Genomic DNA, 26,250 nt, shown 5'->3' on the forward strand with positions numbered 1-26,250 from the left:
GGTCACCCGAACTTGCCGGTGATGTAGTCCTCGACGCGCTGGCTCTCGGGGTTCTCGAAGATCTTGTCCGTGTCGTCGTACTCCACGAGTTCGCCGCCGGTGAGGAACACGGCGGTCTGGTCGGAGATGCGGGCCGCCTGCTGCATGTTGTGGGTGACGATGACGACCGTGTAGTCCTTCGACAGCTCCTCGACGAGGTCCTCGATTTTCGACGTGGCGATTGGGTCGAGCGCCGACGCCGGCTCGTCCATCAGGATGACCTCGGGGTCGACGGCCAGACAGCGGGCGATACAGAGCCGCTGTTGCTGGCCGCCCGAGAGGCCGAGGGCGTTGTCGTCGAGGCGGTCACTGACCTCGTCCCACAGGGCGGCCTGCTTCAGCGAGCGTTCGACGAGTTCACCCTCCTTTTCGGTGTCGTCACGCCCGAACAGGCGCGCGAGCAGGCCCTTGTTGATCTCGCCGTGCTTGCGCGGGCCGTAGGAGATGTTCTCCCGGATGGATTTCGGGAACGGGTTCGGCGACTGGAACACCATCCCGATACGTTTGCGGAGTTCGACGAGGTTGGCGTTGGGGTCGTAGATTTCGGTGCCCTCCAGTTCGACCGAACCATCAATGCGGGCGGCCTTGATGCGGTCGTTCATGCGGTTCAGACATCGTAGATACGTCGACTTGCCACAGCCTGACGGGCCGATGAGTGCCGTGACGCTGTTTTCCGGGATCTCCATCGAGACGTCTTTCAGCGCGTGGTCGTCGCCGTACCAGACGTCGAGGTTCTCGACCGAGAGCTTCGTATCGCCGTCAAACTCGTACTGCCGCCACTCCTCGCGGACCTGCTCCTCGCTCTCACCGGCCGTCGTTTCGGTGCTCGGCGAGGTGGCTGTGACCGTCTGCTCGCCGTTCGTTTGCGTGTCCGTGCTCGGCTCCGTGTTGATGCTATCACTCATAGTTGAGTTTCCTCCGGAAGTACGTCCGCGCCGTGATACCGACCGCATAGAACGTCAGGACGACCATCAGCAGGATGAACGCCGTCGCCCACCCCATCTGCGGCGACCCCGACACCCCGGCCGCGATGACGGCCCACACCTGTGTCGGCAATGACGCCGAGGCCGTCAGCAAGGCGTCGTTAGCGATGAACGGCGGCCCCGAGACGAATCGGAAGCCGTCGATGACGTCGACGCTTTCTGTCGCGTTCAGCGTCGATCCGAGGACGAGAATGAGCGGGGCGGTCTCACCGGCGATACGGCCGACGCCGAGGATGACACCGGTGATGACGCCCGGCATCGCCGCCGGCAAGACGACGCTCTTGATCGTCTCCCACTGGGTCACACCCAGGGCCGCGCTGGCGTCCCGGTACTCGTCGGGAACGGCCTTGATCGATTCCCGCGAGGTGATGAGCACCAGCGGCAAGAGCATGAAACCAAGCACCAGCATTCCGGCCAGCAGCGACTCGTCGCCACCCAGCCGCGGAATCAGGAACGCCGCCCCGAACAGACCGAAGACGATACTCGGCGTGCTCCAGAGCGCGTTCGTCGCGATTTCGACGACCGCAGTGAACTCGCCCTGCTCGGCGTACTCGGTGAGGAACACCGCCGCACCGACTCCCAGCGGGACGGCGAACAGCGTCGCCCCGACGACCAGCCACACCGTGCCGACGATTGCGGGCATGATCCCGCCAGGTTCGGCCCCAAGCGGGATGTAGGCCTGCATCACCATCGGCCACGAGAGGCTCCCCTCGTTCGAGACAGCGACGCCGAGCACGGTGAACGAGACGCCGGTAGCGGCGACGTGGAGACCCACTAGGGCGGTAAAGCCGGCCGCGCCGATGAGGCCGAGTCGCGTCTCCTCAGTGAGCAACCGGCGGGTGATCGTCTCGTCGCTGGACCGCTTTGCGACAGTCGTGAGCGTCGCCAGTGCGAGCGATGCGATAGCGGCCGCAAACGCGACCGCCGGCACGAGGTTCACCGGGCCGAGCTGCGGATTAACGCCGGCGACGGGCTGGAGCAACAGCGCGGTCACCAACAGCCCGAGTCCGCCGAACACCCCCAGCGTGAACAGCGGGGCCTCGCGCTGTGCGCTGTCCGCCAATGTCGGCCCGTCGGTCGTGAGCACGCCGACGAGCGGGTAGACCGCGAGACCGCCCGCTGCGACCGCACCGGCGACGACGGCTGCGAGGCCGAGCGTGCCGCCGAGGGGGAGACCGAACGGGGCGGGACCGAGAACCAGGAAGAAGCCGATGAGTACGACGAGCGCGAGGATCGCAGTCGGGACGGCTTGTCGAATCGAACCGGCACGTTCGGACTGCGTCCCGACGTTTCGGAGCGAGCCGAACGACCGGAAGAAGGTGACTGCGAGCAGCACCGCTGGTGCGAGCAGCAGTAGCGGCCCGACCGTCGTGTCGGGGGTCACCGCGAGTGCCGTATCGAGCGGCTGTCCCTGTCGGTTGACCTGGACGATATAGGCGTAGGAATAGCGCAGCGGGGACCCGGTGACGAGCACGCTCACGAGCACCGCGGCGAGCGCGCCGACCGCTGCCAGCGGAAGGAGCCGGAATAGCTGTCGAGCGCCGCTGTTCCAGTCATTCGTGCCCGCAGGTGTGCGAGCGAACTGGACCGCGGCGAGAAGGGCTGGCGTCAGGAGGACCAGCGCGGTCAGCGCACCGACCGAGAGCCCGTGGAAGGCATAGCCGACGCCTTTGAACGTCACGAACACGACGATTGTCGCCATCACAGCCACCATCAGGAAGGCGTTGAGGTTGATTACGAGGAAGGCCCCGTACTCCCGGCCCCGAGCGCCGAATCCGGCCCGGCACTTGGCGGCCGACCAGGCCGACAGGAGCGTCCCGACCAGAAGGAACACGGGGATGACCGCGCCGCCGGTGAAGCCACCGGAGAGGGTCTGCGGGTTCCACTGCCAGCCGACGCCGATGGTGCCGGTTACGATTGTCAGCCCGAGCGCGCCGACCACGATGGCTGTCGGGAGCGTCGAACCGAGGTCCTCGCGAGGGAGAATTGCCAGCAGGAACAGCCCGACGCCGGCGACGACAGCCCCGACGAGCCACAGAAGTGAGCCGGCACTGGTGAGCGCACCGCCGATGGCAGCCCCCATAGCAAGGCCGACCGCGCCGAGCGCGCCGCCGGAGAGCAGCCCGGCGCTCATGTTCGGTTCCGTGTCCACGAGTTCGAGCCGGGAGGAGACACCGGCGGCAGTGATCGCCAGCGCTTCGGCCAGCAACACGGTTCCAAGCAGCGTCGCCATCGTCACGGGAAGGACCGCGGCAAGCGCGGTCAGCGCAAGCGTCGAAACGACGAGGCCCAGCCCGATGCCGCGCACTCGCTGTGAGGTGACCGGGACGACGTTGGTGTAGGAGGCGAGGCCGGTGATCCCGACCGCGCCGACGACGACAGCAAGTAGCGTCCCGAGCGCCGTGGTGAGGGCACTGCCACTGGCACCGGGCGGGACCAGATTCACCAGCGTGATGAGTCCAAGCGTGAAGCCGACGACGCTCAGCGCGATTGCCGTATCGAGCCCCCGGTCGTAGCTGTTCGAATCCGCACTGACGAGTCGGTCCGTAGTCGCGTAGGCGTCACTCATTGTTGCCCCTTCAGTTTCCGCTGCATACGTCGCTCAATGTACTGCGAGACGATGCTCATCCCGGCGACGATGACGAACAGCATGACGCCGGCGACGAACAGCACGTCGACGGTGCTCTCGGAGGCGCTCCCGTACTGGGTCGCGATCAGGCTGGTCAGCGTCGCGTTCGCGTCGAAGATGTCGAACAGTGGGTCGGCGAACTGTGTCCCCGAAGCCATGATCGCGGCGACGGCCATCGTCTCGCCGATGGCCCGGCCCAGGCCGAGGATGACGGCCGCGGAGATGCCCGAGAACGCCGCCGGGATAGAGATGCTCTTCATCGTCTGCCACTCGGTCGCGCCCATGGCGACGGAGCCGTCGCCCATCGACTGTGGGACGCTAGAGAGGGCGTCCTCGCCGACGGAGACGACCGTCGGCAGCGCCATCACGCCCACGACGATGCCAGCGATGAGGAAGCTCGCCCCGTCGTCGAGGAAGTTCGTCTGGATGAAGCCGTTCAGCACCTGGAAGCCGATGAACCCGTAGACAATGGAGGGGATGCCGGCCAGGATCTCGACGCCAGGCTTGATTATCTCCCGCAGGCGGTCGCTGGCGACCTCGGCGATAAACAGCGCGCCGAACAGGCCGAGCGGCCCCGCCACCGCGCCTGCGATGACGGTGACGACCACCGTCGCCCAGATCATCGGTATCAGCGAGTAAGCCCCGCTGAGCGGGTTCCAGAACGTCGAATCCGACGGCAGGACGGTTTCGAGCCAGAAGAACCAGCGGGCCTCCCCGCCCTGCTCCGGAATCAGTAGCAGTCCGGTCCCGTGTTCGAGAAACGCCGGCAGCGCGCTCGCGAACAGGAAGAACGTGATGAACGCGACGGTCAGCACGGTGAGGATCGTCGCGACCAGCGTGAGCAGGCGTGCAACCTCGGCCTGATAGGTGACCCAGCCGACCGCCGTGACGAACACGAACGCCAGTAGCATGGGCAACGCAAGAGCGGGCCGAAACAGGAAGACGAGAATCGTCGCCACCAGCGTCGTCGCTATCGTGACGACGGCGAGCGTCGACCCGTCAGCTCTGTCCCCGTTCGACACCGCCTCGCCCTCCGTCGTAGGTATGTCCTCTGTCATAGTATGGAAAATCGACCGACACGGCCGATAATCGTCAGATCGACTCGAACCGCGGTCGATTACACCTGATCGGGGAGCTTGGCGCGCTCTTCCTCGCGGCGGCGCGAGCCGAGCTTGAAGTAGTTGTTCGGCGCGACGAAGGTGTCCTGACCGAAGTCAGATAGGATCATGTTGATGACCGCGGCCTCTTTCTTCGAGGTGCCTTCCCATGTGTACATGTGGAGGTCGCGCGAGAGGGGGTAGGCCTTCGAGTCCAGGCCGTTCTGGTCGTCCTGGTAGCTGTAGGTCGTCCCTTCCCATTCCAGCGCGATGGGGGCCAGCCCGTCGGTGTCGATGAACGCCAGCGCGAGGTAGCTGATAGCGTTGTCGGCCTGTGCGATGGCCTGTGCGAGGCGCTGGTTCTGGCCGTAGCGGTTAGCAACAGAGGTGTCTTCTTCGGGGTTGCCGAAGACATTGGAGACGAACGACGTTCGCGTCCCGGAGCCCTTGACGCGGCCGAGCACCTGAATCTCGCGGTCCGGGCCGCCGAGTTCGCTCCAGTTGGTGATTTCGCCCTTGTAGAGGCCCTTGAGTTGATCACCGGTGACCTGTTCGACACCGGCGTCGGCGATCTCCTGGGAGACGACCAGCGGCTGGCCGTCCACGCCGACGACGTGGTCGACGAACTGTTCGTAGGAGTCACGGTCGGGGAGTTCGTCCTCGACGTTCCCGGAAGAGTTGCCGATGTCGTTCTGGCCGTTCATGACCTTCTCGACGCCGGTCCCGGAGTGGGAAAGACCGACCGTGAACTGGAACGGCGGGCCGTCCTCACCGCCGGCCTCGAACCCGTAGAGCCCCGCCCAGTAGTCGGCGAGATTCTGGTCCGTGTCGATGTCGTACTCGCCGTGGGGCCAGTACTCGGTGTCGCTGGCTGGCCGGTTGGCGTTCCAGTAAGAGGCCGCCGTGTTCGCGATGGGGTACACCGTCGAGGAGCCGCCGGATTCGAGTGCACTGGTACCGCCGGAGCTACCACCCTCGTCGGTGCTTTCGGTCGCTTCCATCTCCGTCGACACCGCTTCGGTGTCCGCACTCTCGCCGGCGCCCCCGTCCGACTCGGAGTCGCCGCTGCCGCTGGAACAGCCGGCGATTGCAGCAATGCTGGTCGCACCCGTCGTTGCGATGAATTTCCGCCGCGATACGAACTCTGACAGCCCGTCTGGATCGTGCGCCATCACCAGAGTCCAGTGAGACAGGTAATAAGTAACCTGCTAAGATAGCTATATCTATTGGGTTATTACTATATAGACATAGTATGTTAAACACCCGCAAATAGGCGGGCATATATCAGCAATCACGTCGCCATTGTGCCTTCAGCATCCCGAATACACCGTATATGAACGAGCGGTGAATATAGCTTTTTCAGCCGTTTGAATCACCGTTACCGGCGAATATCGTCGCCGGAGCGACGGTCATCCGGAGAATATGTCCCCAAATATTAGAGCTTGGATATAGTATATAGATATGAGTGGATTTATATCATCCCGTGAACGAGTGCCAGCCACATGGAGACACGCAAGGTCCAGGTGACAGGCGGGTCGACATACACCGTCTCCCTCCCCAAAGAGTGGGCGACAGAAAACGACGTGAGCGCGGGCAGCGTCGTCGAATTCCACGCCGAACGGGACCTGCTGTTGCTCGCTCCACAGCGGGACAACGGCCGCGTGGAGGGCACGCTTGACGTGGAGGGACTCGAAAACAGGCACGAACTCACGCGGGCGGTGATGACGATGTACGTCAGCGGCTTCGACATCATCCAGCTCGAAGCAACGCGGATAACGGCCGAACAGCGTCGGATCATCCGCGATGCGACCCAGGGACTGGTCGGTTTAGAGATGATCGAAGAGACGACTGACCGGGTTGTCCTGCAGGACCTGCTGGACTCCTCGGAGCTGTCGGTCCACAACGCGATCACACGAATGCGGCTGGTCTCGCTGACGATGCTCTCCGACGCTGTCGAGGCGCTCATCGAGGACGACGACGACCTCGCGGCGGACGTGATGCAACGCGACGACGACGTGGACCGCCTCTGGTACATGGTTTCGCGCGTGTTTCGCACCGTCCTCCGAAACCCAACGACAGCTGACGAGATCGGGTTCCCACGCGAGACCGTGTTCGATTTCCAGTCAAGCGCCCGTCAACTGGAGCGTATCGCCGACCACGCAACCAAGATCGCCAGCCTCTCCCAGGAAATCGGGGAAATAACTGGGGAAACCGCAGAACTGCTCGATCAGCTGGAAGCCGAGGCTATCGCCGTCCCCGAGACCGCGATGGACGCACTGTTGACCGAGGACTCCGACGAGGCCGTCGAACTGGCAAACGAGGCCCGGAGCCAGATCCCCGACGTCGACGGAACCGCTCGCGAAGTCGACGGGCAGATCCGCGAGTTCGACCCACAGAGCGCACAGGTACTGGGCCTCATCGTCGACTCCCTGTCCCGGACCGCCGACTACGGCGGCAACATCGCCGAGAGCGCGCTCCAGAAGGCCGCACCACGACCGCAGTCCTGAGGGTCGTCATTACAGGGAACGACGGACAGCCGTTCTGTGATCTCAGCGTGTCGAAACCAGACAGTGACGGCGGTGCCGCCTGATCGTATCGAGGCACGCGAGGATGTCGGCGAGCGCCGGACACGTCGCCGAACAGTCGCCGTAGAGATACCGGACGAGACTGGTCCCGTCGATGCCCGAGATAGCAGCGGCCGACCGGCTGTGTAGCTGTCGCTGGCGGGCCGCTGCCGCCGTCTCGCAGTCGGCTTCGATTTCGGCGAGCTGGTCATCGATAGTGTCGAGTCGGGCTGGGTCGGTCGTTCGCCGTGCGTTCGCACCGAGTGCGGCCCCGCGGCGTTCACAGTCGTCGAGCGTCGCCCGCACCGACTGTAACGACTCCCGTTCGCGTTCGAGCGCCGGGAGCAACGTCTCGCGTTCGTCGCGTGCCCCCTCGCTCGCGGTCAGCAGCGCCTCGTACAATTGCGGGGGCAGGCGTGTTCCTGTCGCGATCTGCGTGCCGAGTTCCGGCCCGAACTCCATCGACATATTCGCCTCCAGCGAATCGTCGTACTCGGCCTCGAAGTGCGGTACAGCCATGACTGTCTCTCGGTAAGCTTCCCGGACGGCACGCAGACTCGTATCGGGTTTCAGCTGCCGGGCACTGAGCACCGACATCCCCCCGGCTGAGGTGTCGACGGTGCCTGCGGATTGTCCCGTCGGTTCGATGGACACGAGTCTGGTCCGAAAGCGCCTGAAGGCCGACAGTTCAGCCTCGATACAGTCGATCTCCCGCTGAACGACGGCGAGCGCCTGCTCGATCTGTGGCTGGCTCGTCTCAGTGTCAGACACGGAGTACTCGACCGAACCGTCAGCTGTCGTCGTATAGGTATTTTATATGTTCGCTATATAGTCGACAGTACCGCTACCGCTGAACGGCCAACGGGTAGTTCGGGACAGGCTCAGCAGGCCGCGCGACCACTCTTGTTCCAGTGGTTTCGGGAATAGCAGGACGCGAGGAGATCATACCGGGCACCCATGCTGTCAGATCGTCCGTTCGCGTCGTCGTCAACGGATGCACTTTTGCCACACGGGCAAGTACGGCTCAACGGTGGCGATGACGAGATGTTACCCCCGCTGAGCCCCTTGTGACGATGGACTTTTCCTGAGCCACCATTTCGACTCCAAACAGCGGCTAAAACGGTGCAGCAGGACCTTCGTCGGTGTCTCCGTCGGCAGTCGCACTGTCCGACATTGTCTCTCCGCCAGCGTTCTCGCGCTCCAGCGGTCCGTCCCAACCGTTCAGCCCGGGTTCGAAGCTTACCACGTCGCCATCGAACCCTTCGTACGATGCGATGAGTCGGGCGGCCTGCACGCTTGACTTTCCTTTCGGACACACTGTCACGACTTCGTCGTCGCCTTCGAACCGTTCGACCTCGTCGACGAGCGACGGGAACGGGACGTTCTCGCTTCCGGGAATATGGCCCCGCTCGAACGCGCCGGGCGAGCGGATATCGACTACCCGGACCGCCTCCTCGTCGAGTTTCGACCGCAGCTCGTCGGTGTCGATTTCGCCGTCCATATCCAGCCGCTAGCGGGCGATACCTAAACCTTCACCGGCTACAGCAAGCCATCGGCCTGTGCCAGCAGGATACCTTCGATGGTCGCGTCGTTAGCCGGTTCGCGCCGGGCGACCTGCAACGCTTCGTCGATGGGCACAGTCGTCACCGAGAGGAACTCGTTGTCGTCGAGGTCCCGGTCGACGGGTTCGAGCCCCTCGGCGAAGACGATGCCACGGCGATGGCGGAGCACGCCGGTCGAACACGAGAACTCTTCGATAAGTGAAACGCCGGCGGCCTCGAAGCCGGTCTCCTCGCGGAGTTCGCGCGCACCGGCGGCCGTGTAGGACTCGTCGTCCTCGACGATGCCAGCCGGGAGTTCGAGGCACTGCTCGCGGATGGTCGGGCGGTACTGGTCGACCATGACGAGTTCGTCACCAGTCGTGGCAACCACGACGGCCGCATCCGGCAGTTCGGCCCAGTAGTAGTCCTTCTCGGAGCCGTCGGGCTGGCGAACCCGGTCGTAACCGCCGGTGTACCAGCCGGTCTCGTACTCGCGTTCGCTCTCAACGATTGGCCACTCGTGGGCCGGTTCGCGGGTCATACGTCTTGTCGGACCGCGATGTGGTAAAACGTGCCGTTGTGCCTGACGACGACGCCGTCGTCGGTCACGGCCCCGTCGTACTGCTGGCTGAGTGCGTCGCGTTCGTCAAAGGGCGAGTGAGTGAACGCGCCCTTGAATCCGAGCGGCCCGCGCCAGTACGGTTCGGACTGCCCGGCGGCCGACGGGGAGGCGTCGGAAAGCGCCGCGCTCGTGTACGGGAACCGCCGCTCGGATTGGGTACTCCAGTTGAGCGCCGTGCCGTTGTCGACGCTGTACTCACCGTCGGTCGGCGTGGCGACAGTGTAGTAGGGGTCCCCGCTCTTGAGGAGGCCCGGCAGCGCACCCAGCGCCAGTAGCAGGATGACGACGGCGATGATGCCGAGCAGGGTGTTCCGCGTGACCGGGCGCATCAGACGACCTCGCGGTAGATGCGGCCGAAAGCCTGGCGACGGAGCGTCCCGACGGCGGCCCGGCGTTCGTCCTGAAACGTCGCCGCGACGGCCTGCTCTGTGAACGGTGCGGCGTGCCAGACGACGTTGTCGACGTTCTCCGCGCCGACCAGCGTCACCTCGCAATCGGTGTCCGCGCGCCACTCCTCGAACTCCGTCATCGAACCGACCTGGACAGCGAGCGATTCCGCGAACAGCACGTCGCGGGCGGTCTCGACGACCTCGCTGGTGACACGTTCTTCGTAGGCCTCCGCGTCGAGGCCCATCGCCTTCGCGACTTCCTTGACGACGACCTGCGCCGTCGGCCCGAACGCTTCGTAGCGCTCGCGGGCCTCGGCTGCCGATGCCGGCGCGAACTGCCCTGCAGTTTCCATACGTCCCCTTGCCGCCGGCGGGACTATTCGGTTTCGTCTCCGGACGCGGTCGCATCCGCAGCATCGGCGTCCGAACCGTCGTCCGCCGTACCGCCGTCGTCGCTGTCGCGCAACATCTCCCGCGTCAGATCCCGGGCCTCGGCCAGCACTTCGCTGTCGTGGTCGCTCAGCGCGTTCGACCCCCGGTGGCGGTCCGCGCCCTGGGGGAGGTCACCGTGGCCGTGATCGTGGTCGTGGCTGTGCCCGTCGCCGCTGCGGTCGACGGTGTCCTCGAATACCTGCGGGAACTCGGTCTCCTCGGCGTACTCGACGACCTCGGTGGACAGTTCGTCTTCGCCGAGTTGGCCCCAGTCAGGGACGCGCTCGTCGAGCCACGCCTCGTGGTCGTCGCCGCCGGTCATCGCCGTGAACGCGAGGTGGTTCGCCAGATGCACGTCGTCGGCCTGCGGGTCGTCACACACTGGACAGGCGTATCCCATCGGTGTCCGAACCGTGGATTCGGAGCCGTATATGTAGTCGGGGTCTCGGAGCGGTCGTCGTTTCAGACCGGCGTTCCCGCTCTTCGCCGGGACTGCACTGAGGAGACACAACAGCGGAGTAAGACAGAACGCCTACAGCAGACGGACCATCACGAGCGCGTCCTCGCCGTTGCTGTAGTAGTTCGGGATAGTCTTCCGGTGTTCGAACCCGAAGCGCCGGTAGAGCCGTCGCGCTCCCTCGTTGTCGGCTCGAACCTCCAGTTTTATTGAACCGGCACCCGTCTCGCCGATGACCTCCATCGCACGCCGCAACAGTGCGCTCGCAACGCCCTGTCGCCGGTACGCCGGCCGAACCGCGATGTCTTTGACATGACCAAGCGGGGTACCGTGGTTCGGCACCGTATCCGCGATGACATAGCCTGCGACAGCGGGCGGGTCGCCGTCGTCGTTGCCGGTTTCGGCGACGAGAAACCCCGCTTCGCCGAGATAGCTCTCCAGTGCAGAAAACGGCCATGGCTGTGGAAATGACGCCTGCTCGATACGGTGGATCTCGATGAGATCCGCGCGGACGGCGCGCCGAACCGCTGGCGTATCCGGCGTCTCCGGCCCGTCAGGAGCGACCGTTGTCACATGTGTACTTCGGTGTGGCCCTACATATGTGTTACCGCCGACCGAAGATACCCTGGTATCTGACTGTTTGTCGATAGGTGCTGATAGTTCATGCATCGATAGGGCCGAGACAGAGTTAGAACGCCGGAAGGTTCTTTAGTCTGACGAGTCTACGTGTAGTTGCACCCGTTTTGGGTGCCACCACCCCCACCCCCACCCCTCTTTCCGAACTTTTCCATCGCTGCCGAGTTGTACTAGATGTAGGTTCTGTCAGAGTCGACTGCACACGCCGGGGAAGCGACAGCAGTCACAGAAGGGCACGATGGGTCTGGCACTGTCGCGAGGCAGACTTCGTATATCGCCGTTGACCTAGGACAGACGTGGCACTAGGCCCGATTTCACTGCCGGAAAAGCCGCGGTCGGGGAGCAACCCACTGTCTCACGGCGCGTCGCGCCGTTCGCACAAACCGAGCGTCTTCGCTGTTCCGGCTTCACCGCTCACAAAAAACCGCGGTCGCAAGGCGACCGCGCTACGCTCGGAATCGCTCTGCTCGCGGGACCTGCGGTCCCGCTCCCAATACGAGGTTTCTGCGAAACCTCGCGTGTCTCACGGCGCGACGCGCCGTTCGACCCGTAAGAGACTCCTCACTATGTTCGGAGTCTCTCTAGTCGTCTGCAGGTGCAGCGCCGCCTTCGTCGTGCTGCTGTTTCGTGTGCGAGAGCTTGCCACCGGCGGCGAGGATCTCGCGTTCGCGCTCGGAGGCATCGAGCTGGCCGGTCGCTTCCCAGTCGTCGTTCACGCGGATGGTGAACTCCTCCTGACCGGAGCGGACGGCTTCGGCAGCGTCGTCGACGACCTCGATGTCGTCGCCTTCCTCGATCTTCTCGTAGGTCTCCTCGTCGATGGTGAGCGGGACGATACCGAAGTTGAACAGGTTCGCCTTGTGGATGCGGGCGAAGCTCTGTGCGAGGACGGTCTCGATACCCAGGTACATCGGGCACAGGGCCGCGTGTTCGCGCGAGGAGCCCTGGCCGTAGTTCTCGCCGGCGACGAGCACGCCGCCGTCGGCTTCGAGTGCGCGCTCCGCGAACGTGTCGTCGACGCGCGAGAGCGTGAACTCGGAGAGCTTCGGGACGTTCGACCGGTACATCAGGATGTCCTGCGTGGCCGGGATGATGTGATCCGTCGTGATGTTGTCCTCCATCTTGAGGAGGGCTTCACCGCCGACTTCGGTCTCCAGCGGGTCCTTCAGCGGCACGTCGCCGATGTTCGGGCCCTTGATGAGTTCGTCGTCGACGGCTTGGTCGGGCGCGATGAGATCTGATTCGGAGTTGCCGATGTACTGGTCGGGCATCTCCAGACCGGGGGCCTCGAGGTCGCCGAGTTCGTCGGCGAGGTCCCGCGGGTCGACGATTTCGCCCTTGATGGCCGCCGCGGTGGCGACCTCCGGCGAGCAGAGGTAGACGTTGTCGTCCTCGATACCGGAGCGACCCTCGAAGTTGCGGTTGAAGGTCCGCAGGGAGACGGAGTCGGAGGCCGGGACGTGACCGATGCCGATACAGGCACCACACGTCGCCTCGGAGAAGTTGACGCCAGCGGCCATCATCTCCGCGGTCCAGCCCTCGCGGGCCAGCATCTCGGAGGCCTGCTTGGAGCCGGGGGCGACGATCATCTCGGTCTTCTTGTCGATGTTGCGCCCTTCCAGCATCTTCGCGGCCGGGAGGATGTCCTCGTAAGCGCCGTTCGTACAGGAGCCGATCATGACCTGCTCGACGTCGACGCCCTCGACCTCGGAGACGGGCACGACGTTGTCGGGCATGGACGGCTCGGCGATGAGCGGTTCGAGGTCCGAGAGGTCGACGACGATCTCGTCGGCGTACTCGGCGTCCTCGTCGGGGCCGATGTCCTCGAAGACGTCCTCACGGCCGAGGCGTTCGAGGTAGTCCTTGGTCTGGTCGTCCGTCGGGAAGATCGAGGACGTCGCACCGAGTTCGGTCCCCATGTTGGTGATGGTGGTCCGCTCGGGGACGGTCAGCGTCTCGACGCCGGGGCCGGTGTATTCGAGCACCTTGCCGACGCCGCCCTTGACCGACAGTCGGCGGAGCAGCTCCAAGATGACGTCCTTGGCGGTGGCCCATTCGGGCAGCTCGCCTTCGAGGCGGACGTTGACGACTTCCGGCATCTCGATGTAGTACGCGCCGCCACCCATCGCGACGGCGACGTCGAGCCCACCGGATCCGATGGCGAGTTCGCCGAGACCGCCGGGGGTCGGCGTGTGGGAGTCGGACCCGAGCATCGTCTTGCCGGGTGCGGCGAAGTTCTCCTTGTGGACGTTGTGGCAGATACCGTTGCCGGGGCGCGAGAAGTGGGCCCCGAACGTGCCTGCCGCAGAGCGGAGGAAGCGGTGGTCGTCGGTGTTCTTGAAGTCGAACTGGTAGGTCTGGTGGTCACAGTACTGGGCGGCCAGTTCCGTCTGGACCTCTTCGAGGCCCAGCGCTTCGAACTGCAGCCAGACGAGCGTCCCGGTCGTGTCCTGTGTCAGCACCTGATCGATCTCGATACCGATCTCTTCTCCGGGTGTTAGCTCCCCTTCGACGAGATGGTCGTCGAGAATTTTTTCCGTAAGCGTCTGTCCCATAACGTGCGTCAATGGATGGCGCGGCGGTATAAATCCCGCGTATTCCGTCGTATTTTTCATATAAAAACCCGCTCCGTCCGTCGCTCAGAAGCGAGTCAACCGACCGGAACGGCGGTCGGCCAGATCGGCAGGTCTTTCCACGACACTCGCACAGAATCGCGTATGTTCAAAAGCGGGCGGTTCGTCGCCGATTCCCTCGGCGACCTGAGAGAATCACAGGTACAACCGAACGGCGTCGACCTCACGCTCGGTGCGATCTACGAGCAGAGCGAGCCGGGACGCATCGAACGCGGCGGCAAGACCGTCGGCGACCGTCGGGAACTCGAACCCAGCGACGGGATCTATCAGCTCGACCGCGGCGGCTACATCGTCGAGTACGCCGACCGGGTCGTCATTCCGGATGGACACATCGGCTTTCTCCTCCCGCGGTCGTCGTTGCTCCGTAATTCGTGTATGCTCGATACGGCCGTCTGGGACGCCGGCTACGAGGGGCGAGGTGAGGGGTTACTGGAGGTCCACCATCCCATAGAACTCGAACAGGGCGCGCGGATCGCACAGCTCGTTCTCGCCGACGCCGCTCACGAGGGGACGTACGAGGGGTCGTATCAGGGTGAGAATCTCTGATGCGTGATCGCGGTCCGAAACACGTCTCATAGCCTGAGACATGGTAGGCCATGCTGTGAATTTAAGTGGATTTCCTGAGTGCTATCGATTGGTGCTTGAAGCAACTATACCTCGGTCCATACTGCCGTCAGCCTTCAGTACCCGGAAATTACACAAGCACCGTTTTCAGGTACGACAACTGTCTGACCGGGGTTTATCACCGTTGCTGCGTGACAGTGAGACATGATAGTAGAATTTCACATCGATGCCCCCCTCTTGCAGCGAACAGCTGAAACGCTGAGTAAAGCAGCGATACGGATACAGCGACTTCACTGCGAGAGTGGCGACTGCCGTGCCGTCGCCTGGATTGGCCCCGTCGAGCGGCCCGCCATCGAAGCGAATCTGGCCCAGGACGAGAGTATCACCGACTATGCCCACGTAGCGGCAGAAGGAGATGGTCACTGGTACACCCTGCATACAACTGACACGATAATCGATACGATCGGAGAAGCGTTGTTGAACGCGGACGGGTTCCTACTCGGTGCCGCACAGACCGGCGACGACTGGGTGTTTCGAGCCCGGTTCCCCGAGAAGAGTTCGGTGCTGTCGTTCCGTGACGTGCTCGTGTCCAGTGATATCAACATCGACATTCAGACCATCACCGACGACACGGAAGCCTCTCCCCAGTTCGGCGTGACGGATCCACAGCAAGAAGTACTGTTGCTCGCGCTCAACCGTGGCTACTTCACCGTCCCGCGAGAATCGTCCCTCTCGGACCTCGCCGCGGAGCTCGGGATCTCCAGTCAGGCCGCCTCGGAGCGGCTCCGGCGGGGGACGCGGACGCTGGTCCAGAACACACTGGCGGCCCCTGAGCGGCCGCTTGTCGGCTCACCGCCGGAGTAACCGGGGCGGAACAGAGTTCGGTTGAGAGAAGACGAAGGTGGTGGAACGCCGAATCGCTGTGAGCAGCGGGTCCGGGGGTAGGTAGTGCCGAATAGCTGCGTTCTGCGTTGCTCAAAGCGACAGTCGTCAGATGCAAGACCGATGGTCTGTCATCGGCACACCGGTTACTTCAGACAGTGAAACCACTCATCTGCTGTTATAAGAGAAGGGAGCGTACACTGTGGTATGAGTTCGAACGAGGGGACTGTGTATATGTTGCGGAACCGGGCCACGGAGGGGTCCGACGACTGGGTCAGCCCCGAACCCGCAGGTGATGTTATTGCCGATGCGGTGATCGAAGCGACAGATCTAGATGCGGACGATATTGACGGACTGGATACGTACGTCGACATCGAGTCACTCCGTGCGGTCGTCACAGAGAGGACGACGGAGTCGCTCACGTTCGGTGTCGAAGGACACGACGTGACGATTACCGCTGACGGAGAGGTTTCTGTCGACAGTTGAGTCGGTGCTATGTCCAAATGACATAAGACGATGGCCCGAGAGCCCCAGATATGACCCGCGTCGCACTCATCGCACACGACGACGAGAAGCCCGAGATGATCGACCTGGCACAGAGTTACGAAGCCACGCTGTCGGAGTTCGACCTGGTCGGGACCGGTACGACGAGCAAGCGCATCATGGCAGAGACCGATCTCACCGTCGAACGAAAGGAGAGCGGGCCGATGGGAGGCGACACGCAGATCGGCGCTGAGGTCGCCGAGGGCCGGATGGACGGCATCGTCTTCCTCCGGGACCCGCTGACGGCACAGCCCCACGAGCCGGACATCTCGGCACTCCTGCGTATCTGTGACGTCCACGACGTGCCGCTGGCGACGACGCGGACCTCGGCGGAGTACGTGCTGGAAGGGCTGGTCCGGGACGAAGCCGACGACTAGCCCGTCGGAGCGGGAGACAACCGCCTGCAATCTACTTACTCCGCGTACGTCGGCCGTTCCGCGTACTCGATGGGGTCACGTTCGCCGATTCGCTGGAACGCTTCGAGCCGGAAGGCACAGGCGTCACACGTCCCACAGGCCGGTTCGTCGTCCCGGTAGCAACTCCAGGTGTCCTCGTAGGGGACGCCGAGTTCGACGCCGCGCTCGGCGATGTCGGTCTTGGACCACTCGACGAAGGGTGCGACGAGGTCGATGTCGGTGTCGGGTTTCGTGCCGGCGTCGATAACGCTCTGAAAGGCGTCGAAGAAGGCGGGCCGGCAGTCCGGGTACCCCGAGAAGTCCTCGCTGTGTGCGCCGATGAAGACGGCCCCGCAGTCGTTGGCCTCGGCGTAGGAGACCGCCATCGACAGCAGATTGGCGTTGCGGAACGGGACGTACGAGGTCGGAATCTCGTCGCTGTCGGTGTCGGCGTCCGCCACGTCCATCGAATCGTCGGTCAGCGACGACGCGCCTATCTGGGTAAGGTGGCCGGTCTCGACGTGGAGGAAGTCCGCCGCGTCGACGTGGTCGGCCAGCGCGCTGGCGCAGTCGTACTCCCGGTCTTCGGTGTTTTGCCCGTAGCTGGTGTGCAGCAGGTACAGGTGGTCGTAGCCGCGGGTCTGTGCTTCGTAGGCCGCCGTGGCGCTGTCCATGCCGCCGGAGGCGAGCACGACAGCGCGGGTATCGTCGGTCATCGTTGTACGTGGTGTCGCAAGCAGTTACGTTCCCGGTGCGTCGTTCCAGAGGTCGACGTGGAGTCGCGGTGTGTACCGGTAGCCGAACTCCAGCGCGAGGTCCGCGACCGTTTCCCGGGTCGCTTCGAGTTGGTCGCGCGTCTGGCCTTCCGGCATCAGCAACACGTCGTCGTCACGAACGCAGGTAGACGCGGCGTCGCGGAGTCGCTCGACGAGGCGCTCGATTTCGTCCATGTCCTCGCGGCCCGTGACGACGAACTTGAGTTGCGTGTCGTAGGTTTCGACGAGTTCGGCCAGTGTCGGCAGGTCGAGCCGGCGCTCCTCGTGGCGGTCCGCCCACTCGCCGTCACCATCGGGATCGCGTTCGGCCGTCGGCGTACTGGAGGCCAGTTTCGGGCTGACGCTGGCGAGGTCGATAGGGGCGTCGGGGACGACGGTCCCGTTGGTCTCGACCGTCGTGTGGTAGCCCCGGTCGGCCAGCCGCTCTAGCAAGTCCGCACTCGAATCGTGGATGAGCGGTTCGCCACCGGTGAGGACGACGTGGTCGGCGTCGTACTCCTCGATAGCGGCGAGCACGTCGTCGACGGTGAACCAGTCGTGGGTCGGCTCCCAGGAGGTGTGATAGGAGTCACAGAACCAACAGCGCAGATTACAGCCGCTGGTCCGGACGAACACGCTCGGGACGCCGGCCAGTCGGCCCTCGCCCTGAAGGGACTGGAACAGTTCATTGATAGGGAGATCGCCCGTCTCCGCGTCGACGGCGGTCCCCTCGATATCGAGCCCGGGCGCGTCGTTTGCGACCGGCATCAGCGGGTACAGAGTTCGCTGGTCTCCCGAACGGAGACAGCCACGTCCGACACCGTCTCCGGGAGGCGGTCGGCGAGTCGCTGCTCCAGTATCGTCGCCATGACTTCGGCTGTCGGCGGGTGGTCGAGGACGACCACAGCGTCGCCGTCGCCGCTGGCGTCGAAGGCCTCGACCAGTGGGTCGCCGGCCTCCAATAGGAAGCGGTGGTCCCACTCGTCGACCACGTCCGTGACCCCGCCCTTGTCGACGACCCACCCCTCGTCGGTGAGTTCGCCGGTGACGCGGACAGTTATCTCGTAGTTGTGTCCGTGTGGGCGCGAACATTTCCCGTCGTGGTGTCGCAGTCGATGGCCCGCAGAGATCCGGATCGGCCGGTCACCGCCGACGACGAGTTCGCGTTCGCCCGCGTCGGCGAGCGTGTCCTCGGCCTTCGATAGTCGCTGAGACATACCACGGTATTATCATTCGGTGTCTTAACTCTCACGGGAGCTGGCCCACCAATGTCTCGATACTACGGAGCCAACAGTAGTTTGATGACCGGTATCAGCAGTCGTCGACGGCCGCAAGTCGTCGGTTCATCGCTCGTAGATACTCGGCGGCAGCATCGGGATGGTCGTTATCTAGCGCGGTGTTCACTTGCTCGCAGCCGTGCAACAACCGCGACCGCAGATCACACTCCGGCAGTTTGTTCCGGCTGACCGTCTCAGCCGTCGCAACTGTCTGTCGGGCCGTATCGAACTCCGCCGCGATAATCGCTGTTTCGCCCTCTTCAGCGAGTTGTGTCAGCACCGCATGGACGTCGCTGGGCAGGTCTCTGGGCACATCCGCGGTTAGTTATGCACAGTCATAACGCTCGTGTTAGTTGTACAGCGATGGGCGGCGGCCCGTATCGCGAACGACTATCGGCAGCGGACATCGGCGTAAGGGATAGGTCGCTGCAGCCCACAGAGTCGGGTGTGACACGACGTGCCGTCGAACGGGAGTTCGAACGTTACCTCTCGCAGTTCGTCGACGAGACGTACGCGGCCTTCGACGTGGCAGCCGTGCTACGCGGGTCAAACGGGAGCGGAAGCCGCGTTGCGGGCAAACTGCTGAACAACAGCCGCCCGCTGGAGCGCCACGTCGTCCGGCCGAAACTCCAGTCCTACCAGCAACAGATACTCGCCCAACTGGAGCCCGTACTGGATTACGCCGCCACTGACGCGGCGTTCGAGACCTATGCTGACGAAGTGCTGGCCCGTGATATCTACTGGAACGCACTTCGAGACACCGTCCATGGCGACCGCCGGGACCGGATTCGAGAGAGCCTGCTGGCCCGCCAGCAGTCGTTCGGGGACGACCTCGCACCGCTTGTCGCCGCCGACAGCGACGACTTCTGGACGGCTGTCACCGACGCATATGATCAGGAGAGGGCGACGGACATCGTCCAGACCCATTTCGAGTTCTCCGTCCCACTGCGGGAGAATCAGAACGCCTTCGCCTTCGAACTCACCATCGACCCCGGTGAGGTGCTGGGCGGTCTGGCACGAGCCCTCCCTACGCTCGACGTCGAGTTCACCGACGAGGCGTTGCGGTCGATGCGACGGGCTGAACAGCAGGTCATTCCGTCGGCGAAGGCTGACGTAGAACAGGCCTACGAGTCATAGACCGGCTCCGCCGCTGGGTGTCGCCTTGCATCGCGCTCGCTACTGACTGGTGTTCCTCAGAGGAATAGTCCGAAAGTGGACACGACGGCCGTCTTGGCACATGGACGGCCGTTGTGTCAGGTATTGGTGTTGGTGTTGACTGACGACGGCAGGGATGGTTTACTCACGTCGACTCGGCCTCGGACTCCGCGAGACCGATAAGCATGGGAGCTTGGCAGCGAACGCCGGTGACGGCGTTCACATACGGCTACAGTACGTAGACCAATCAACCTGCCATCGATTTCCAGGTACCCATATGGTAAATAACCTACGAAATATGTTACTTCTATACTGAGTAAATCATTATATCCAATCGTCAGCGACCAGAGAACCGGAACACTGGAGGAGGCGAAAATGCTAGAAATCTGGTAGTTCTTTCGCACAGGTGGCGGGAGTCGAACGCGGCAGTGAAGTGACTGGCGTCGCGTCAGTCGTCGAAGGGCCAGTCACCTGTAATCCGCATCCCTTCGGCGAGGTTCTGGGCTTCGAGCGCATCGGCTATCTCTGCGGGGTCTTTGTGAGCAGATCGCACTGAGTCGTCTGCAAGTGTCACGGCGAGTTCGGTCAGGAGGACGGCCTGCTCGCGGAACGTCCGGGGTTCCAGTTTGTCCAGCGTATCGGCGTGGGTGTGGCCCCAGCCACGCCCCTCACCGCCGGTTTCGCTGGTCACATGATAGCCGGGGACGCCCCGGCGTACGAACGGCCAGTGGTCGCTGTGGGGGCCTTGCTCCGGCGTGAGCGAGATTGGGTGATCGAAGCGGTCGGCCACGTCCTCGGCGGCGGCCGCGAGTGCGTCGAAGCCGTGGGTGTAACACTTCAGCGTGCGGCTCTGGACGACGCCGTCGAAGTTGAGCACGGCCGTCACGTCGTCGGGAGCAGTTTCGTCGGCGAGGCGGTTCGACCCCACGAGGCCGACCTCCTCGGCACCGAAGGCGACGAACTCCACGCGTGTCTCCAGTTCGTCTTCGCGGCCGGCCAGCGCGCGGGCGGCCTCGACGACCATCGCCGTTCCGGCCCCGTTGTCCATCGCCCCCTCCGCGATGTCGTGAGCGTCGACGTGGCTGGTCACCAACAGTCGTTCGTCGGTGTCCGGTCCCAGTTCGGCGTGGACGTTCTGGCTCGTCGCGTCGGGCGTCCCGCAGTCGACGCTGACAGTGATATCGTTGCCCGCGTAGCGACGCGACAGTCGCGCGCCCGTCTCGCTGGCGACGCCGATAGCCGGAATCTCGCCGATAGGTGCGTCTGCTGTCCCGACGCTTCCGGTCGGCGGCAGGACGCCCTCGACGTGGTTGCGGTAAACGAATCCGACTGCGCCGGCCTCGACGGCGTGATAGTACTTCTCCCGTCGGTGGATGTACCGGTCGTACCAGTCGGGCACGTCGGAGCGGGCCAGCACTACTTTGCCCTCGCAGTCGGCGTCTTCGAACTCCTCCGGGAGGCCGTGCCCAACGTCGACCAGTTCACCGGTCACCTCGCCGGCCGGCGACCGCGGCAGAGCGATACACTCGTGGGCCTGCGCCGCGACCGGCGACCCGTCAACGTGGACGGCGCTGTCGCCCCGTTCCCAGCCCTGGATTGCGAACTCCGAGAGCCGAGCGTCGCGGGCGTACGCCGCCAGCGCGTCCCGAGTCGCTTCTGCGGCCGCCCGTTCGCCGTCGCTGCCTGCCATCCGGTTCCCGATGTCGACCAGCGTCTCCAAGTGATCCCAGCCGGCCGTGCTGGTGAACGTCTCGCCGATCCAGTCAGTGTCGTCCATACGTCCCGGTGGGGCCGTGCCGGGTTTGAAATTAGGGGTCGTCGGGCGGCCGATGAAGCAATTACGAAGGGGCGAGCGGGCCGTACCGGCTGGCGAACCCGTATCCCAGAACTGCGACTGCAGTGATTGCGAGTCCGAAGAAGAGCAGCGAGAAAAGGAGGTCGAGCGGCGTGACGGCTATGACCGGCCGGTCCAACAGGCGGTAGAACGCCGAAAGGAGCCCGCTACCGAGGACACTCGCGGCGAGAAACCCGCCGAAACTGGCGAGACCGACGGCGGAGGCGGCGGCGGTGCAGTACCGCTGGGACAGGTCGCGCCGCCTGGCGTCGGCGTACACCAGCGCGGTGACGGACGGCGACACGAACAGGGCGACAACAACCGGGAGGAAGGTCATATCTGGGAGATGGCTGGAGAGGATACATAAAATCGGCTCCCGATAGCTGGCCGGTCAGCGGTCCGGTGCGCCGTTGTCCGGGGCACGGCATCGATGACAGCGCCGTCGCGGACGTGCCGGCGGCCATCGAAGCCGAAACCGACTGCATCGAACCGGCGGCAGGGTTCGGACCGTCGCGGGGTACGCTTTTGCCGATTCCGTCCGACTACCCGGGTATGTCCGCCACACTGCGCGAAGCGGTCGCCGAGCCGGTCCGGGACGCCGTGCCGTTCCTGGTCATCACCGTCCTGTGGGTCGTCGTGATGATCGTCCTCTATGGCCTGTTTCTCCTGACCAAGCCTGGCGACATCACCTACGACGCCTGGGTCCACGCGACAGTGTTCGTCATTCCAGCTATCGGGTTTCTGGGACAAACCCTCCAGCAAGCGCTGTCGGGCTGAGTGGAATCGGTGCTGGTTACTTCCAGGGGTTCGGCACCAGTTCGGCCTGTACCGTCGCGCCGACGGCGAGGTGCGCGTCGGTCGTCGGCTCGGCGACACAGAGCAGGACGTAGCCGTCCGCCAGATGCTGCTCTTTGAGCGCCCGCGGCGGGCGGTGATGGACCACGTCGCCGGACAGCAGGCGAGCGGTACAGGTCCCGCACGCTCCGGTTCGACAGCCGAACGGCAGCCCGATATCCGCGGCCTCCGCGGCGTCGAGTATCGTTTCGCCGTCTGGCACCGAAACCGTCTCCGTCCGGTCGCTGTCCCGCCAGTCCAGCAGGACCTCGGTCATCGGCCGCCCAGTCGCATCGTCCTCATTGCCACACGTCGCTGGTACAGTCGCCGTCGGGCCACCGGATCTCGTGGGCGCGAGCAGGGCCTTCGGGTAGGTCGCCGAAGTCCACGAGGAAATCCCGGTCCAGCGACATCGTCCCCGTCCGCGGGTCTACGTCGGCTTTGAGCATCACCGACCCCTGCTCGGCCTCCTCGGGGAAGAACTGGTTGTCCCACGACGAAAACAGTGAGGTCGTCCAGTACAGCCGATCGCCGTCGAGCGAGAGCTGGAGCATCTGCGGCCCGGCGACAATATCACGACCCTGGACCTGCTCGATGTCGCCGAAGTAGCCGCCGATAGAGATGGAATCGGCTTTTCGGGGGTTCGACGGGTCCGAGATGTCGTACATCCACACCTCGCCGTGGAGCCAGTTCGACCCGAAGAGGTAGCGGTCGTCCATCGAGATGAGGATGTCCGTCACCAGTGCCGGGACCGGCATGTCCCACCCCTCGTGTTCGCGGTCGTCGAACTCGATGACCGGCTCGGCGTGATATTCGCCATCCGATTCATGGAAATGGATGATATTCGAGGATAGCGCCGCGCCGACGTAGCCGTGCGTGCTCTCGGGCGTGTGCAGGAAGCGGGCCTCTAGCGGAATCAGGCCGTCCTCGCCGAGGTCGATGGTCTGCTCGACGGTGCCGGCCTCCCAGTCCCAGAAGTTGAGCCGCTGGCCGTACTTGCCGTCCTCGACATCGTCCAGGTCGAAGCCGGGGTAGTACGTCTTCGGGGCCGCCCACTCCGTCGACAGCATCACGTTCTGGCGGGGCTGGTACCAGTAGTCGTAGTTCATCTCGATCTCGCCGGGCGGGTCCCATCGGCCCTGCACCTCGAAGTCGTCGTTCAGTTCCAGAAAGCCGCCAGGGAGGTCGCCGTCGGCATCGCCGAGCATGGAAATGAGAATCTCACCGTCGGGGATGCAGTGGACGGTGTGGGGCGCGGAGAGGTCGTGGTCGTACACCGCCTCCGGTTCGATGACTTTCGTCAGTTCGGGGTCGCGGCGCTCCTTCGTGTCGACGATGTGGATGCGCGAGGAGCGCTGGCCGGGAATGACGAGGTGTCGGCGCTCCAGCCCCTCCATGTGGCACGACGACGAGCAGGCGTTCCACCCGAAGTGGTGGAGTTCGTCGCCCTTGTTCGGCATCTGGACCCGGTTGATGATTTCACTGTACGTGTCTGAGTCGGGGTCTACGTCGACGACGGCCAGGAAGTCCGGCGCGTCGACGTCCTGGCCGACGTGCAGCCCCATCACGTAGGCGGTCCGTTCGCGCTCGGCCTCCTCAATGGCCGCCTGCGGGGTGGCATAGCCCGGCCCCTCGTGGTCGTGATGCTCGTGATGGTCGTGTGTCTCGCTCTCTGACGGCTGTTCGGCGTCACTCATGCTTGTTAGTTACATACACATTACATTTTAGCAACGTGTTCCGGATGAAACGGCCGCTACATGCGGCGTGGTAATGGCGGCGTCCGGATCGATGCGCGGGCCGCCGCTGACTTCACGCCAGTTGTCGCCAGCTCCAAGTCGGCTCCCAGTCGAGCAGCCGCTCGGCTTTCGTCGTGTCGATGAGCGTCGCATACGGGTTCTCGTCGTCGGCTGTCGGCCCCCGGTAGTCAGCATCAGGGTACAGTTCCGCCGCGAGTTCGGCGCTCGGCGTCTCGGCGCTCGTATCTGGTGCCGAGACCCAGACGCGTTCGTGGCCGTCGAACGACGCCGCGACGGCCCGCTCAACGAGCCGAACGGCGTCGGTGGTGTGGACGTACGCGTACAGCGTGTTCCGCTGGGTGTGGAAGTGCGGTGACGCCCGAGACCCGGTGAGTGTCCGGTCTGCCTCGACGAACGTCTCCCTGGCCAGGTCGTCGTCGACGACCCACGGAAGCCGAAGCGACGTGATAGTGTCCGGGGCGTCCGCACTCCGGCGAGCGAACCCGTCGGCGGTGATCTCCAGTGCCTGTTTCCCCATTGCATACGGGTTCGACGGCGTGAGGCGGTGGTCCTCGTCGATCGGAAGGTAGTCGACTGTGATGGGGTCTGATTCGAACCCGCCGCCGATAGCGCTGAAACTCGACGCCAGGGCAACCGTATCGACACCCAGTTCGCCGGCCGCCTCCAGCACATGATAGCTGGACATGACGTTGCTCTCGTAGGTCCGGTACCCCGGCGTGTGGTCGGGCGTGGGAATCATCCCGAGATGGACGACCGCGTCGGGGCCGGATTTTGCGAGTGCGCCGTAGACCTCGCCCGCATCGAGCAGGTCAGTCCTGACGTATGCGTCCGAATGGTCTTCCTCCCGTTTCCCACGGGAGAGGTTGACCGTTCGATACCCCGCTGCAGTCAGGTGTTCGAGGACGTGCTGGCCGACGCGGCCGTTGCCACCAGTAACGGCGACCGATTCGGGCATAGCTACGTCTGCACCGCACAGCCCCAAAACAGTCCCGCAGGGCCTACGATGCCATCAGCGACCGCCGAACGGCGTCCTTGATCGGCGTCTGGTCAATCGGCACGACGTCCTGCAGGTCCATCTCCGGGTCAACCGTAACCGGGTTCCGCATACTCTCGGCCAGCGGCCGCGCGATGGCGTACTGTACGTCTGTCGTGAAGCGAAGCCAGTGCGAGGACAGGCCCGGCGTCATCACCGGCACGGCAATGATAAACACCCGCTTGCCCTTCTCCGCGGCGGTGAGTTTCAGCAGCGACTCGTAGGACCACACCGACGGCCCGCCGATGTCGTAGGTCTCGCCGCGGGTCTCGTCGGCACCGAGTAGCTCCACGAGGTAGCTGATTGCGTCGTCGACGCCGATGGGCTGACACGGCGTTCGGACCCACTTGGGGACGAGCATCAGCGGCAGGCGGTCGGTCAGGTCGTCGACGATTCGGAAGCTCGCACTTTCCGGGCCGATGATGACCGCCGCCCGAAGCACTGTCAGATCGAACGACCCTTCTGCGAGCACCGATTCGACTTCGCGCCGCGACGCCAGATGGGGTGAGAGATTCTCCTCGTCACCGCTGATACCGCTGAGATAGACGACCCTGTCGACCCCCGCAGCCGACGCCGAGTCAGCGAACCGACGGGCGTAGCGCCGGTCTAGCTCGGCGAAGTTCTCGGACGTGAGCGAGTGGATGAGGTAGTACGCAACGTCGATATCGTCACAGAAGCCATCGAGAGAGTCCGGCTCGCCGAGATCGCCCTCGAACGGCTCGACGCCGTCGGGAAAGGATTCCTCGCTCGCGCTCCGGGAGAACGCCACCACCTCGTGGCCCGCTTCGGCCAGGGTATGAACCAGTCGCTGTCCGATGAATCCGGTCGCACCCATAACGAGCACACGCATGTGTTCGTACCTTGTGTCGGAACCTCAAGGACGTTGCGGCGATTGCCGTGCAGTCCTGCCGCTGTCTAGAGCTGTAGGACGAGACGTATCGGTCACAGTGTGGCCGCAAAATAGCGGGCGGCGAGGGATTTGAACCGAAGCCAGACGTGCTCGCTCCGCTGCGCGCGACTGGCAGGGTTCAAACCGCTCTTGTGTTGCTATTCGCTCGTCACATCCGTTCCTCGCAGAATAGCGGGCGGCGAGGGATTTGAACCCCCGACCATCTGGTCCGGAACCAGGCGTTCTGTCCGCTGAACTAGCCGCCCACGAAAAGTGCTATCAGACTGTCCGTCTTAACGGTTGTGAACCG

At 64.1% G+C, this 26,250-nt stretch carries 29 protein-coding genes and 1 tRNA gene; 7 read left to right on the plus strand and 23 right to left on the minus strand.

Annotation, left to right across the window (positions count from 1 at the left end):
• Positions 1–2: 2 nt before the first annotated feature.
• Genes pstB through HAH_RS12790 form a run of 4 tightly spaced genes read right to left on the minus strand, consistent with a single transcriptional unit; the run spans position 3 to position 5,920 of the window.
• On the minus strand, positions 3–944 hold the full coding sequence (gene pstB / locus HAH_RS12775; protein ID WP_014041299.1) for a phosphate ABC transporter ATP-binding protein PstB: 942 nt from the start codon (positions 942–944) through the stop codon (positions 3–5).
• Complete coding sequence (gene pstA, locus HAH_RS12780) at positions 937–3,591, minus strand: phosphate ABC transporter permease PstA (protein ID WP_014041300.1); 2,655 nt, start codon at positions 3,589–3,591, stop codon at positions 937–939. Before pstA ends, pstB begins: the two co-directional genes overlap by 8 nt.
• Entirely contained in the window at positions 3,588–4,709 is a 1,122-nt protein-coding gene (pstC, locus tag HAH_RS12785; RefSeq protein WP_014041301.1) for a phosphate ABC transporter permease subunit PstC, read from the minus strand. Before pstC ends, pstA begins: the two co-directional genes overlap by 4 nt.
• Before the next feature lie 59 nt (positions 4,710–4,768).
• Positions 4,769–5,920, minus strand: coding sequence for a substrate-binding domain-containing protein (locus HAH_RS12790; protein WP_014041302.1), 1,152 nt, complete (start codon positions 5,918–5,920; stop codon positions 4,769–4,771).
• Between the two features lie 330 nt (positions 5,921–6,250).
• On the opposite strand from HAH_RS12790, the gene HAH_RS12795 reads away from it, so the two are divergent.
• Positions 6,251–7,255, plus strand: a complete 1,005-nt coding sequence (locus HAH_RS12795) for a phosphate uptake regulator PhoU (RefSeq protein ID WP_014041303.1) — start codon at positions 6,251–6,253, stop codon at positions 7,253–7,255.
• A 42-nt stretch (positions 7,256–7,297) separates the two neighbouring features.
• Here the strand turns inward: HAH_RS12795 and HAH_RS12800 are convergent, their stop codons facing one another.
• The 8 genes from HAH_RS12800 to HAH_RS12835 all read right to left on the minus strand — a co-directional run bounded on the left by HAH_RS12800 (position 7,298) and on the right by HAH_RS12835 (position 13,944).
• Positions 7,298–8,083 (minus strand): DUF7260 family protein, encoded by a 786-nt coding sequence (locus tag HAH_RS12800; RefSeq protein WP_014041304.1) that lies wholly within the window; start codon positions 8,081–8,083, stop codon positions 7,298–7,300.
• A gap of 343 nt (positions 8,084–8,426) precedes the next feature.
• Positions 8,427–8,813, minus strand: coding sequence for a rhodanese-like domain-containing protein (locus HAH_RS12805; protein WP_014041305.1), 387 nt, complete (start codon positions 8,811–8,813; stop codon positions 8,427–8,429).
• Positions 8,814–8,851: 38 nt separating this feature from the next.
• The gene (locus HAH_RS12810; RefSeq protein ID WP_014041306.1) at positions 8,852–9,394 is read right to left on the minus strand and encodes an NUDIX hydrolase; all 543 of its coding nucleotides are present in this window, start codon (positions 9,392–9,394) and stop codon (positions 8,852–8,854) included.
• Positions 9,391–9,804, minus strand: a complete 414-nt coding sequence (locus HAH_RS12815; RefSeq protein WP_014041307.1) for a hypothetical protein — start codon at positions 9,802–9,804, stop codon at positions 9,391–9,393. Before HAH_RS12815 ends, HAH_RS12810 begins: the two co-directional genes overlap by 4 nt.
• Entirely contained in the window at positions 9,804–10,217 is a 414-nt protein-coding gene (locus HAH_RS12820; RefSeq protein WP_014041308.1) for a DUF5809 family protein, read from the minus strand. The genes HAH_RS12815 and HAH_RS12820 overlap by 1 nt, the downstream gene beginning before the upstream one ends.
• A 23-nt stretch (positions 10,218–10,240) precedes the next feature.
• On the minus strand, positions 10,241–10,696 hold the full coding sequence (locus HAH_RS12825) for a DUF5810 domain-containing protein (RefSeq protein WP_044952035.1): 456 nt from the start codon (positions 10,694–10,696) through the stop codon (positions 10,241–10,243).
• Positions 10,697–10,828: 132 nt separating this feature from the next.
• Positions 10,829–11,326 carry a ribosomal protein S18-alanine N-acetyltransferase gene (gene rimI / locus HAH_RS12830; protein WP_014041310.1) on the minus strand — a complete coding sequence of 166 codons (498 nt, stop codon included), beginning with the start codon at positions 11,324–11,326 and terminating at the stop codon, positions 10,829–10,831.
• A gap of 644 nt (positions 11,327–11,970) precedes the next feature.
• Positions 11,971–13,944: an aconitate hydratase gene (locus tag HAH_RS12835; RefSeq protein ID WP_014041311.1), complete on the minus strand. Its 1,974-nt coding sequence runs from the start codon at positions 13,942–13,944 to the stop codon at positions 11,971–11,973.
• A 162-nt stretch (positions 13,945–14,106) separates the two neighbouring features.
• Between HAH_RS12835 and HAH_RS12840 the strand changes: the two genes are divergently transcribed.
• The 4 genes from HAH_RS12840 (at position 14,107) to HAH_RS12855 (ending at position 16,388) form a co-directional block, all read left to right on the plus strand.
• The gene (locus HAH_RS12840) at positions 14,107–14,568 is read left to right on the plus strand and encodes a deoxyuridine 5'-triphosphate nucleotidohydrolase (RefSeq protein WP_014041312.1); all 462 of its coding nucleotides are present in this window, start codon (positions 14,107–14,109) and stop codon (positions 14,566–14,568) included.
• A 222-nt stretch (positions 14,569–14,790) separates the two neighbouring features.
• Positions 14,791–15,450 (plus strand): helix-turn-helix domain-containing protein, encoded by a 660-nt coding sequence (locus tag HAH_RS12845; RefSeq protein WP_005537411.1) that lies wholly within the window; start codon positions 14,791–14,793, stop codon positions 15,448–15,450.
• Between the two features lie 225 nt (positions 15,451–15,675).
• On the plus strand, positions 15,676–15,954 hold the full coding sequence (locus HAH_RS12850; protein ID WP_014041313.1) for a HalOD1 output domain-containing protein: 279 nt from the start codon (positions 15,676–15,678) through the stop codon (positions 15,952–15,954).
• A gap of 50 nt (positions 15,955–16,004) precedes the next feature.
• Positions 16,005–16,388, plus strand: coding sequence for a methylglyoxal synthase (locus HAH_RS12855; protein ID WP_014041314.1), 384 nt, complete (start codon positions 16,005–16,007; stop codon positions 16,386–16,388).
• A gap of 35 nt (positions 16,389–16,423) precedes the next feature.
• Here the strand turns inward: HAH_RS12855 and queC are convergent, their stop codons facing one another.
• From queC to HAH_RS12875, 4 genes are all read right to left on the minus strand, one after another.
• The gene (gene queC / locus HAH_RS12860) at positions 16,424–17,122 is read right to left on the minus strand and encodes a 7-cyano-7-deazaguanine synthase QueC (protein ID WP_014041315.1); all 699 of its coding nucleotides are present in this window, start codon (positions 17,120–17,122) and stop codon (positions 16,424–16,426) included.
• A gap of 24 nt (positions 17,123–17,146) precedes the next feature.
• Positions 17,147–17,929, minus strand: coding sequence for a 7-carboxy-7-deazaguanine synthase QueE (locus HAH_RS12865; RefSeq protein ID WP_014041316.1), 783 nt, complete (start codon positions 17,927–17,929; stop codon positions 17,147–17,149).
• The gene (locus HAH_RS12870) at positions 17,929–18,378 is read right to left on the minus strand and encodes a 6-pyruvoyl trahydropterin synthase family protein (protein ID WP_014041317.1); all 450 of its coding nucleotides are present in this window, start codon (positions 18,376–18,378) and stop codon (positions 17,929–17,931) included. The genes HAH_RS12865 and HAH_RS12870 overlap by 1 nt, the downstream gene beginning before the upstream one ends.
• A 94-nt stretch (positions 18,379–18,472) precedes the next feature.
• Positions 18,473–18,751: a hypothetical protein gene (locus HAH_RS12875; protein ID WP_014041318.1), complete on the minus strand. Its 279-nt coding sequence runs from the start codon at positions 18,749–18,751 to the stop codon at positions 18,473–18,475.
• A gap of 134 nt (positions 18,752–18,885) precedes the next feature.
• On the opposite strand from HAH_RS12875, the gene HAH_RS12880 reads away from it, so the two are divergent.
• Positions 18,886–19,575, plus strand: a complete 690-nt coding sequence (locus HAH_RS12880) for a hypothetical protein (RefSeq protein ID WP_014041319.1) — start codon at positions 18,886–18,888, stop codon at positions 19,573–19,575.
• Between the two features lie 466 nt (positions 19,576–20,041).
• On the opposite strand, the gene HAH_RS12885 is transcribed toward HAH_RS12880, so the two are convergent.
• A complete protein-coding gene (locus HAH_RS12885; protein ID WP_014041320.1) occupies positions 20,042–21,370 on the minus strand; it encodes a M28 family peptidase in 1,329 nt (442 codons plus the stop codon).
• A 61-nt stretch (positions 21,371–21,431) separates the two neighbouring features.
• Positions 21,432–21,764, minus strand: coding sequence for a hypothetical protein (locus tag HAH_RS12890; protein WP_014041321.1), 333 nt, complete (start codon positions 21,762–21,764; stop codon positions 21,432–21,434).
• Between the two features lie 215 nt (positions 21,765–21,979).
• On the opposite strand from HAH_RS12890, the gene HAH_RS12895 reads away from it, so the two are divergent.
• The gene (locus tag HAH_RS12895; protein WP_044952285.1) at positions 21,980–22,204 is read left to right on the plus strand and encodes a hypothetical protein; all 225 of its coding nucleotides are present in this window, start codon (positions 21,980–21,982) and stop codon (positions 22,202–22,204) included.
• Between the two features lie 16 nt (positions 22,205–22,220).
• Here the strand turns inward: HAH_RS12895 and HAH_RS12900 are convergent, their stop codons facing one another.
• The 5 genes from HAH_RS12900 to HAH_RS12920 all read right to left on the minus strand — a co-directional run bounded on the left by HAH_RS12900 (position 22,221) and on the right by HAH_RS12920 (position 26,206).
• Positions 22,221–22,538 (minus strand): 2Fe-2S iron-sulfur cluster-binding protein, encoded by a 318-nt coding sequence (locus HAH_RS12900; protein WP_014041323.1) that lies wholly within the window; start codon positions 22,536–22,538, stop codon positions 22,221–22,223.
• A gap of 22 nt (positions 22,539–22,560) precedes the next feature.
• Positions 22,561–23,958, minus strand: a complete 1,398-nt coding sequence (locus HAH_RS12905; protein ID WP_014041324.1) for a selenium-binding family protein — start codon at positions 23,956–23,958, stop codon at positions 22,561–22,563.
• A 112-nt stretch (positions 23,959–24,070) separates the two neighbouring features.
• The gene (locus HAH_RS12910) at positions 24,071–24,973 is read right to left on the minus strand and encodes an NAD-dependent epimerase/dehydratase family protein (RefSeq protein WP_014041325.1); all 903 of its coding nucleotides are present in this window, start codon (positions 24,971–24,973) and stop codon (positions 24,071–24,073) included.
• 43 nt (positions 24,974–25,016) lie between these two features.
• Positions 25,017–25,901 carry an NAD(P)H-binding protein gene (locus tag HAH_RS12915; protein ID WP_014041326.1) on the minus strand — a complete coding sequence of 295 codons (885 nt, stop codon included), beginning with the start codon at positions 25,899–25,901 and terminating at the stop codon, positions 25,017–25,019.
• Positions 25,902–26,133: 232 nt separating this feature from the next.
• Positions 26,134–26,206, minus strand: a tRNA-Arg gene (locus tag HAH_RS12920).
• Between the last annotated feature and the right edge of the window lie 44 nt (positions 26,207–26,250).

The sequence above is a fragment of the Haloarcula hispanica ATCC 33960 genome, from assembly GCF_000223905.1.
Taxonomy (GTDB): domain Archaea; phylum Halobacteriota; class Halobacteria; order Halobacteriales; family Haloarculaceae; genus Haloarcula; species Haloarcula hispanica.

Excerpts from the sequence above, each read along its gene's own strand:
- pstB (WP_014041299.1), bottom strand. The coding sequence starts at position 944 with ATGAGTGATAGCATCAACACGGAGCCGAGCACGGACACGCAAACGAAC.
- pstA (WP_014041300.1), bottom strand. The coding sequence starts at position 3,591 with ATGAGTGACGCCTACGCGACTACGGACCGACTCGTCAGTGCGGATTCG.
- pstC (WP_014041301.1), bottom strand. The coding sequence starts at position 4,709 with ATGACAGAGGACATACCTACGACGGAGGGCGAGGCGGTGTCGAACGGG.
- HAH_RS12790 (WP_014041302.1), bottom strand. The coding sequence starts at position 5,920 with ATGGCGCACGATCCAGACGGGCTGTCAGAGTTCGTATCGCGGCGGAAA.
- HAH_RS12795 (WP_014041303.1), top strand. The coding sequence starts at position 6,251 with ATGGAGACACGCAAGGTCCAGGTGACAGGCGGGTCGACATACACCGTC.
- HAH_RS12805 (WP_014041305.1), bottom strand. The coding sequence starts at position 8,813 with ATGGACGGCGAAATCGACACCGACGAGCTGCGGTCGAAACTCGACGAG.
- HAH_RS12810 (WP_014041306.1), bottom strand. The coding sequence starts at position 9,394 with ATGACCCGCGAACCGGCCCACGAGTGGCCAATCGTTGAGAGCGAACGC.
- HAH_RS12815 (WP_014041307.1), bottom strand. The coding sequence starts at position 9,804 with ATGCGCCCGGTCACGCGGAACACCCTGCTCGGCATCATCGCCGTCGTC.
- HAH_RS12820 (WP_014041308.1), bottom strand. The coding sequence starts at position 10,217 with ATGGAAACTGCAGGGCAGTTCGCGCCGGCATCGGCAGCCGAGGCCCGC.
- HAH_RS12825 (WP_044952035.1), bottom strand. The coding sequence starts at position 10,696 with ATGGGATACGCCTGTCCAGTGTGTGACGACCCGCAGGCCGACGACGTG.
- HAH_RS12835 (WP_014041311.1), bottom strand. The coding sequence starts at position 13,944 with ATGGGACAGACGCTTACGGAAAAAATTCTCGACGACCATCTCGTCGAA.
- HAH_RS12840 (WP_014041312.1), top strand. The coding sequence starts at position 14,107 with ATGTTCAAAAGCGGGCGGTTCGTCGCCGATTCCCTCGGCGACCTGAGA.
- HAH_RS12845 (WP_005537411.1), top strand. The coding sequence starts at position 14,791 with ATGATAGTAGAATTTCACATCGATGCCCCCCTCTTGCAGCGAACAGCT.
- HAH_RS12850 (WP_014041313.1), top strand. The coding sequence starts at position 15,676 with ATGAGTTCGAACGAGGGGACTGTGTATATGTTGCGGAACCGGGCCACG.
- HAH_RS12855 (WP_014041314.1), top strand. The coding sequence starts at position 16,005 with ATGACCCGCGTCGCACTCATCGCACACGACGACGAGAAGCCCGAGATG.
- queC (WP_014041315.1), bottom strand. The coding sequence starts at position 17,122 with ATGACCGACGATACCCGCGCTGTCGTGCTCGCCTCCGGCGGCATGGAC.
- HAH_RS12865 (WP_014041316.1), bottom strand. The coding sequence starts at position 17,929 with ATGCCGGTCGCAAACGACGCGCCCGGGCTCGATATCGAGGGGACCGCC.
- HAH_RS12870 (WP_014041317.1), bottom strand. The coding sequence starts at position 18,378 with ATGTCTCAGCGACTATCGAAGGCCGAGGACACGCTCGCCGACGCGGGC.
- HAH_RS12885 (WP_014041320.1), bottom strand. The coding sequence starts at position 21,370 with ATGGACGACACTGACTGGATCGGCGAGACGTTCACCAGCACGGCCGGC.
- HAH_RS12890 (WP_014041321.1), bottom strand. The coding sequence starts at position 21,764 with ATGACCTTCCTCCCGGTTGTTGTCGCCCTGTTCGTGTCGCCGTCCGTC.
- HAH_RS12895 (WP_044952285.1), top strand. The coding sequence starts at position 21,980 with ATGTCCGCCACACTGCGCGAAGCGGTCGCCGAGCCGGTCCGGGACGCC.
- HAH_RS12900 (WP_014041323.1), bottom strand. The coding sequence starts at position 22,538 with ATGACCGAGGTCCTGCTGGACTGGCGGGACAGCGACCGGACGGAGACG.
- HAH_RS12905 (WP_014041324.1), bottom strand. The coding sequence starts at position 23,958 with ATGAGTGACGCCGAACAGCCGTCAGAGAGCGAGACACACGACCATCAC.
- HAH_RS12910 (WP_014041325.1), bottom strand. The coding sequence starts at position 24,973 with ATGCCCGAATCGGTCGCCGTTACTGGTGGCAACGGCCGCGTCGGCCAG.
- HAH_RS12915 (WP_014041326.1), bottom strand. The coding sequence starts at position 25,901 with ATGCGTGTGCTCGTTATGGGTGCGACCGGATTCATCGGACAGCGACTG.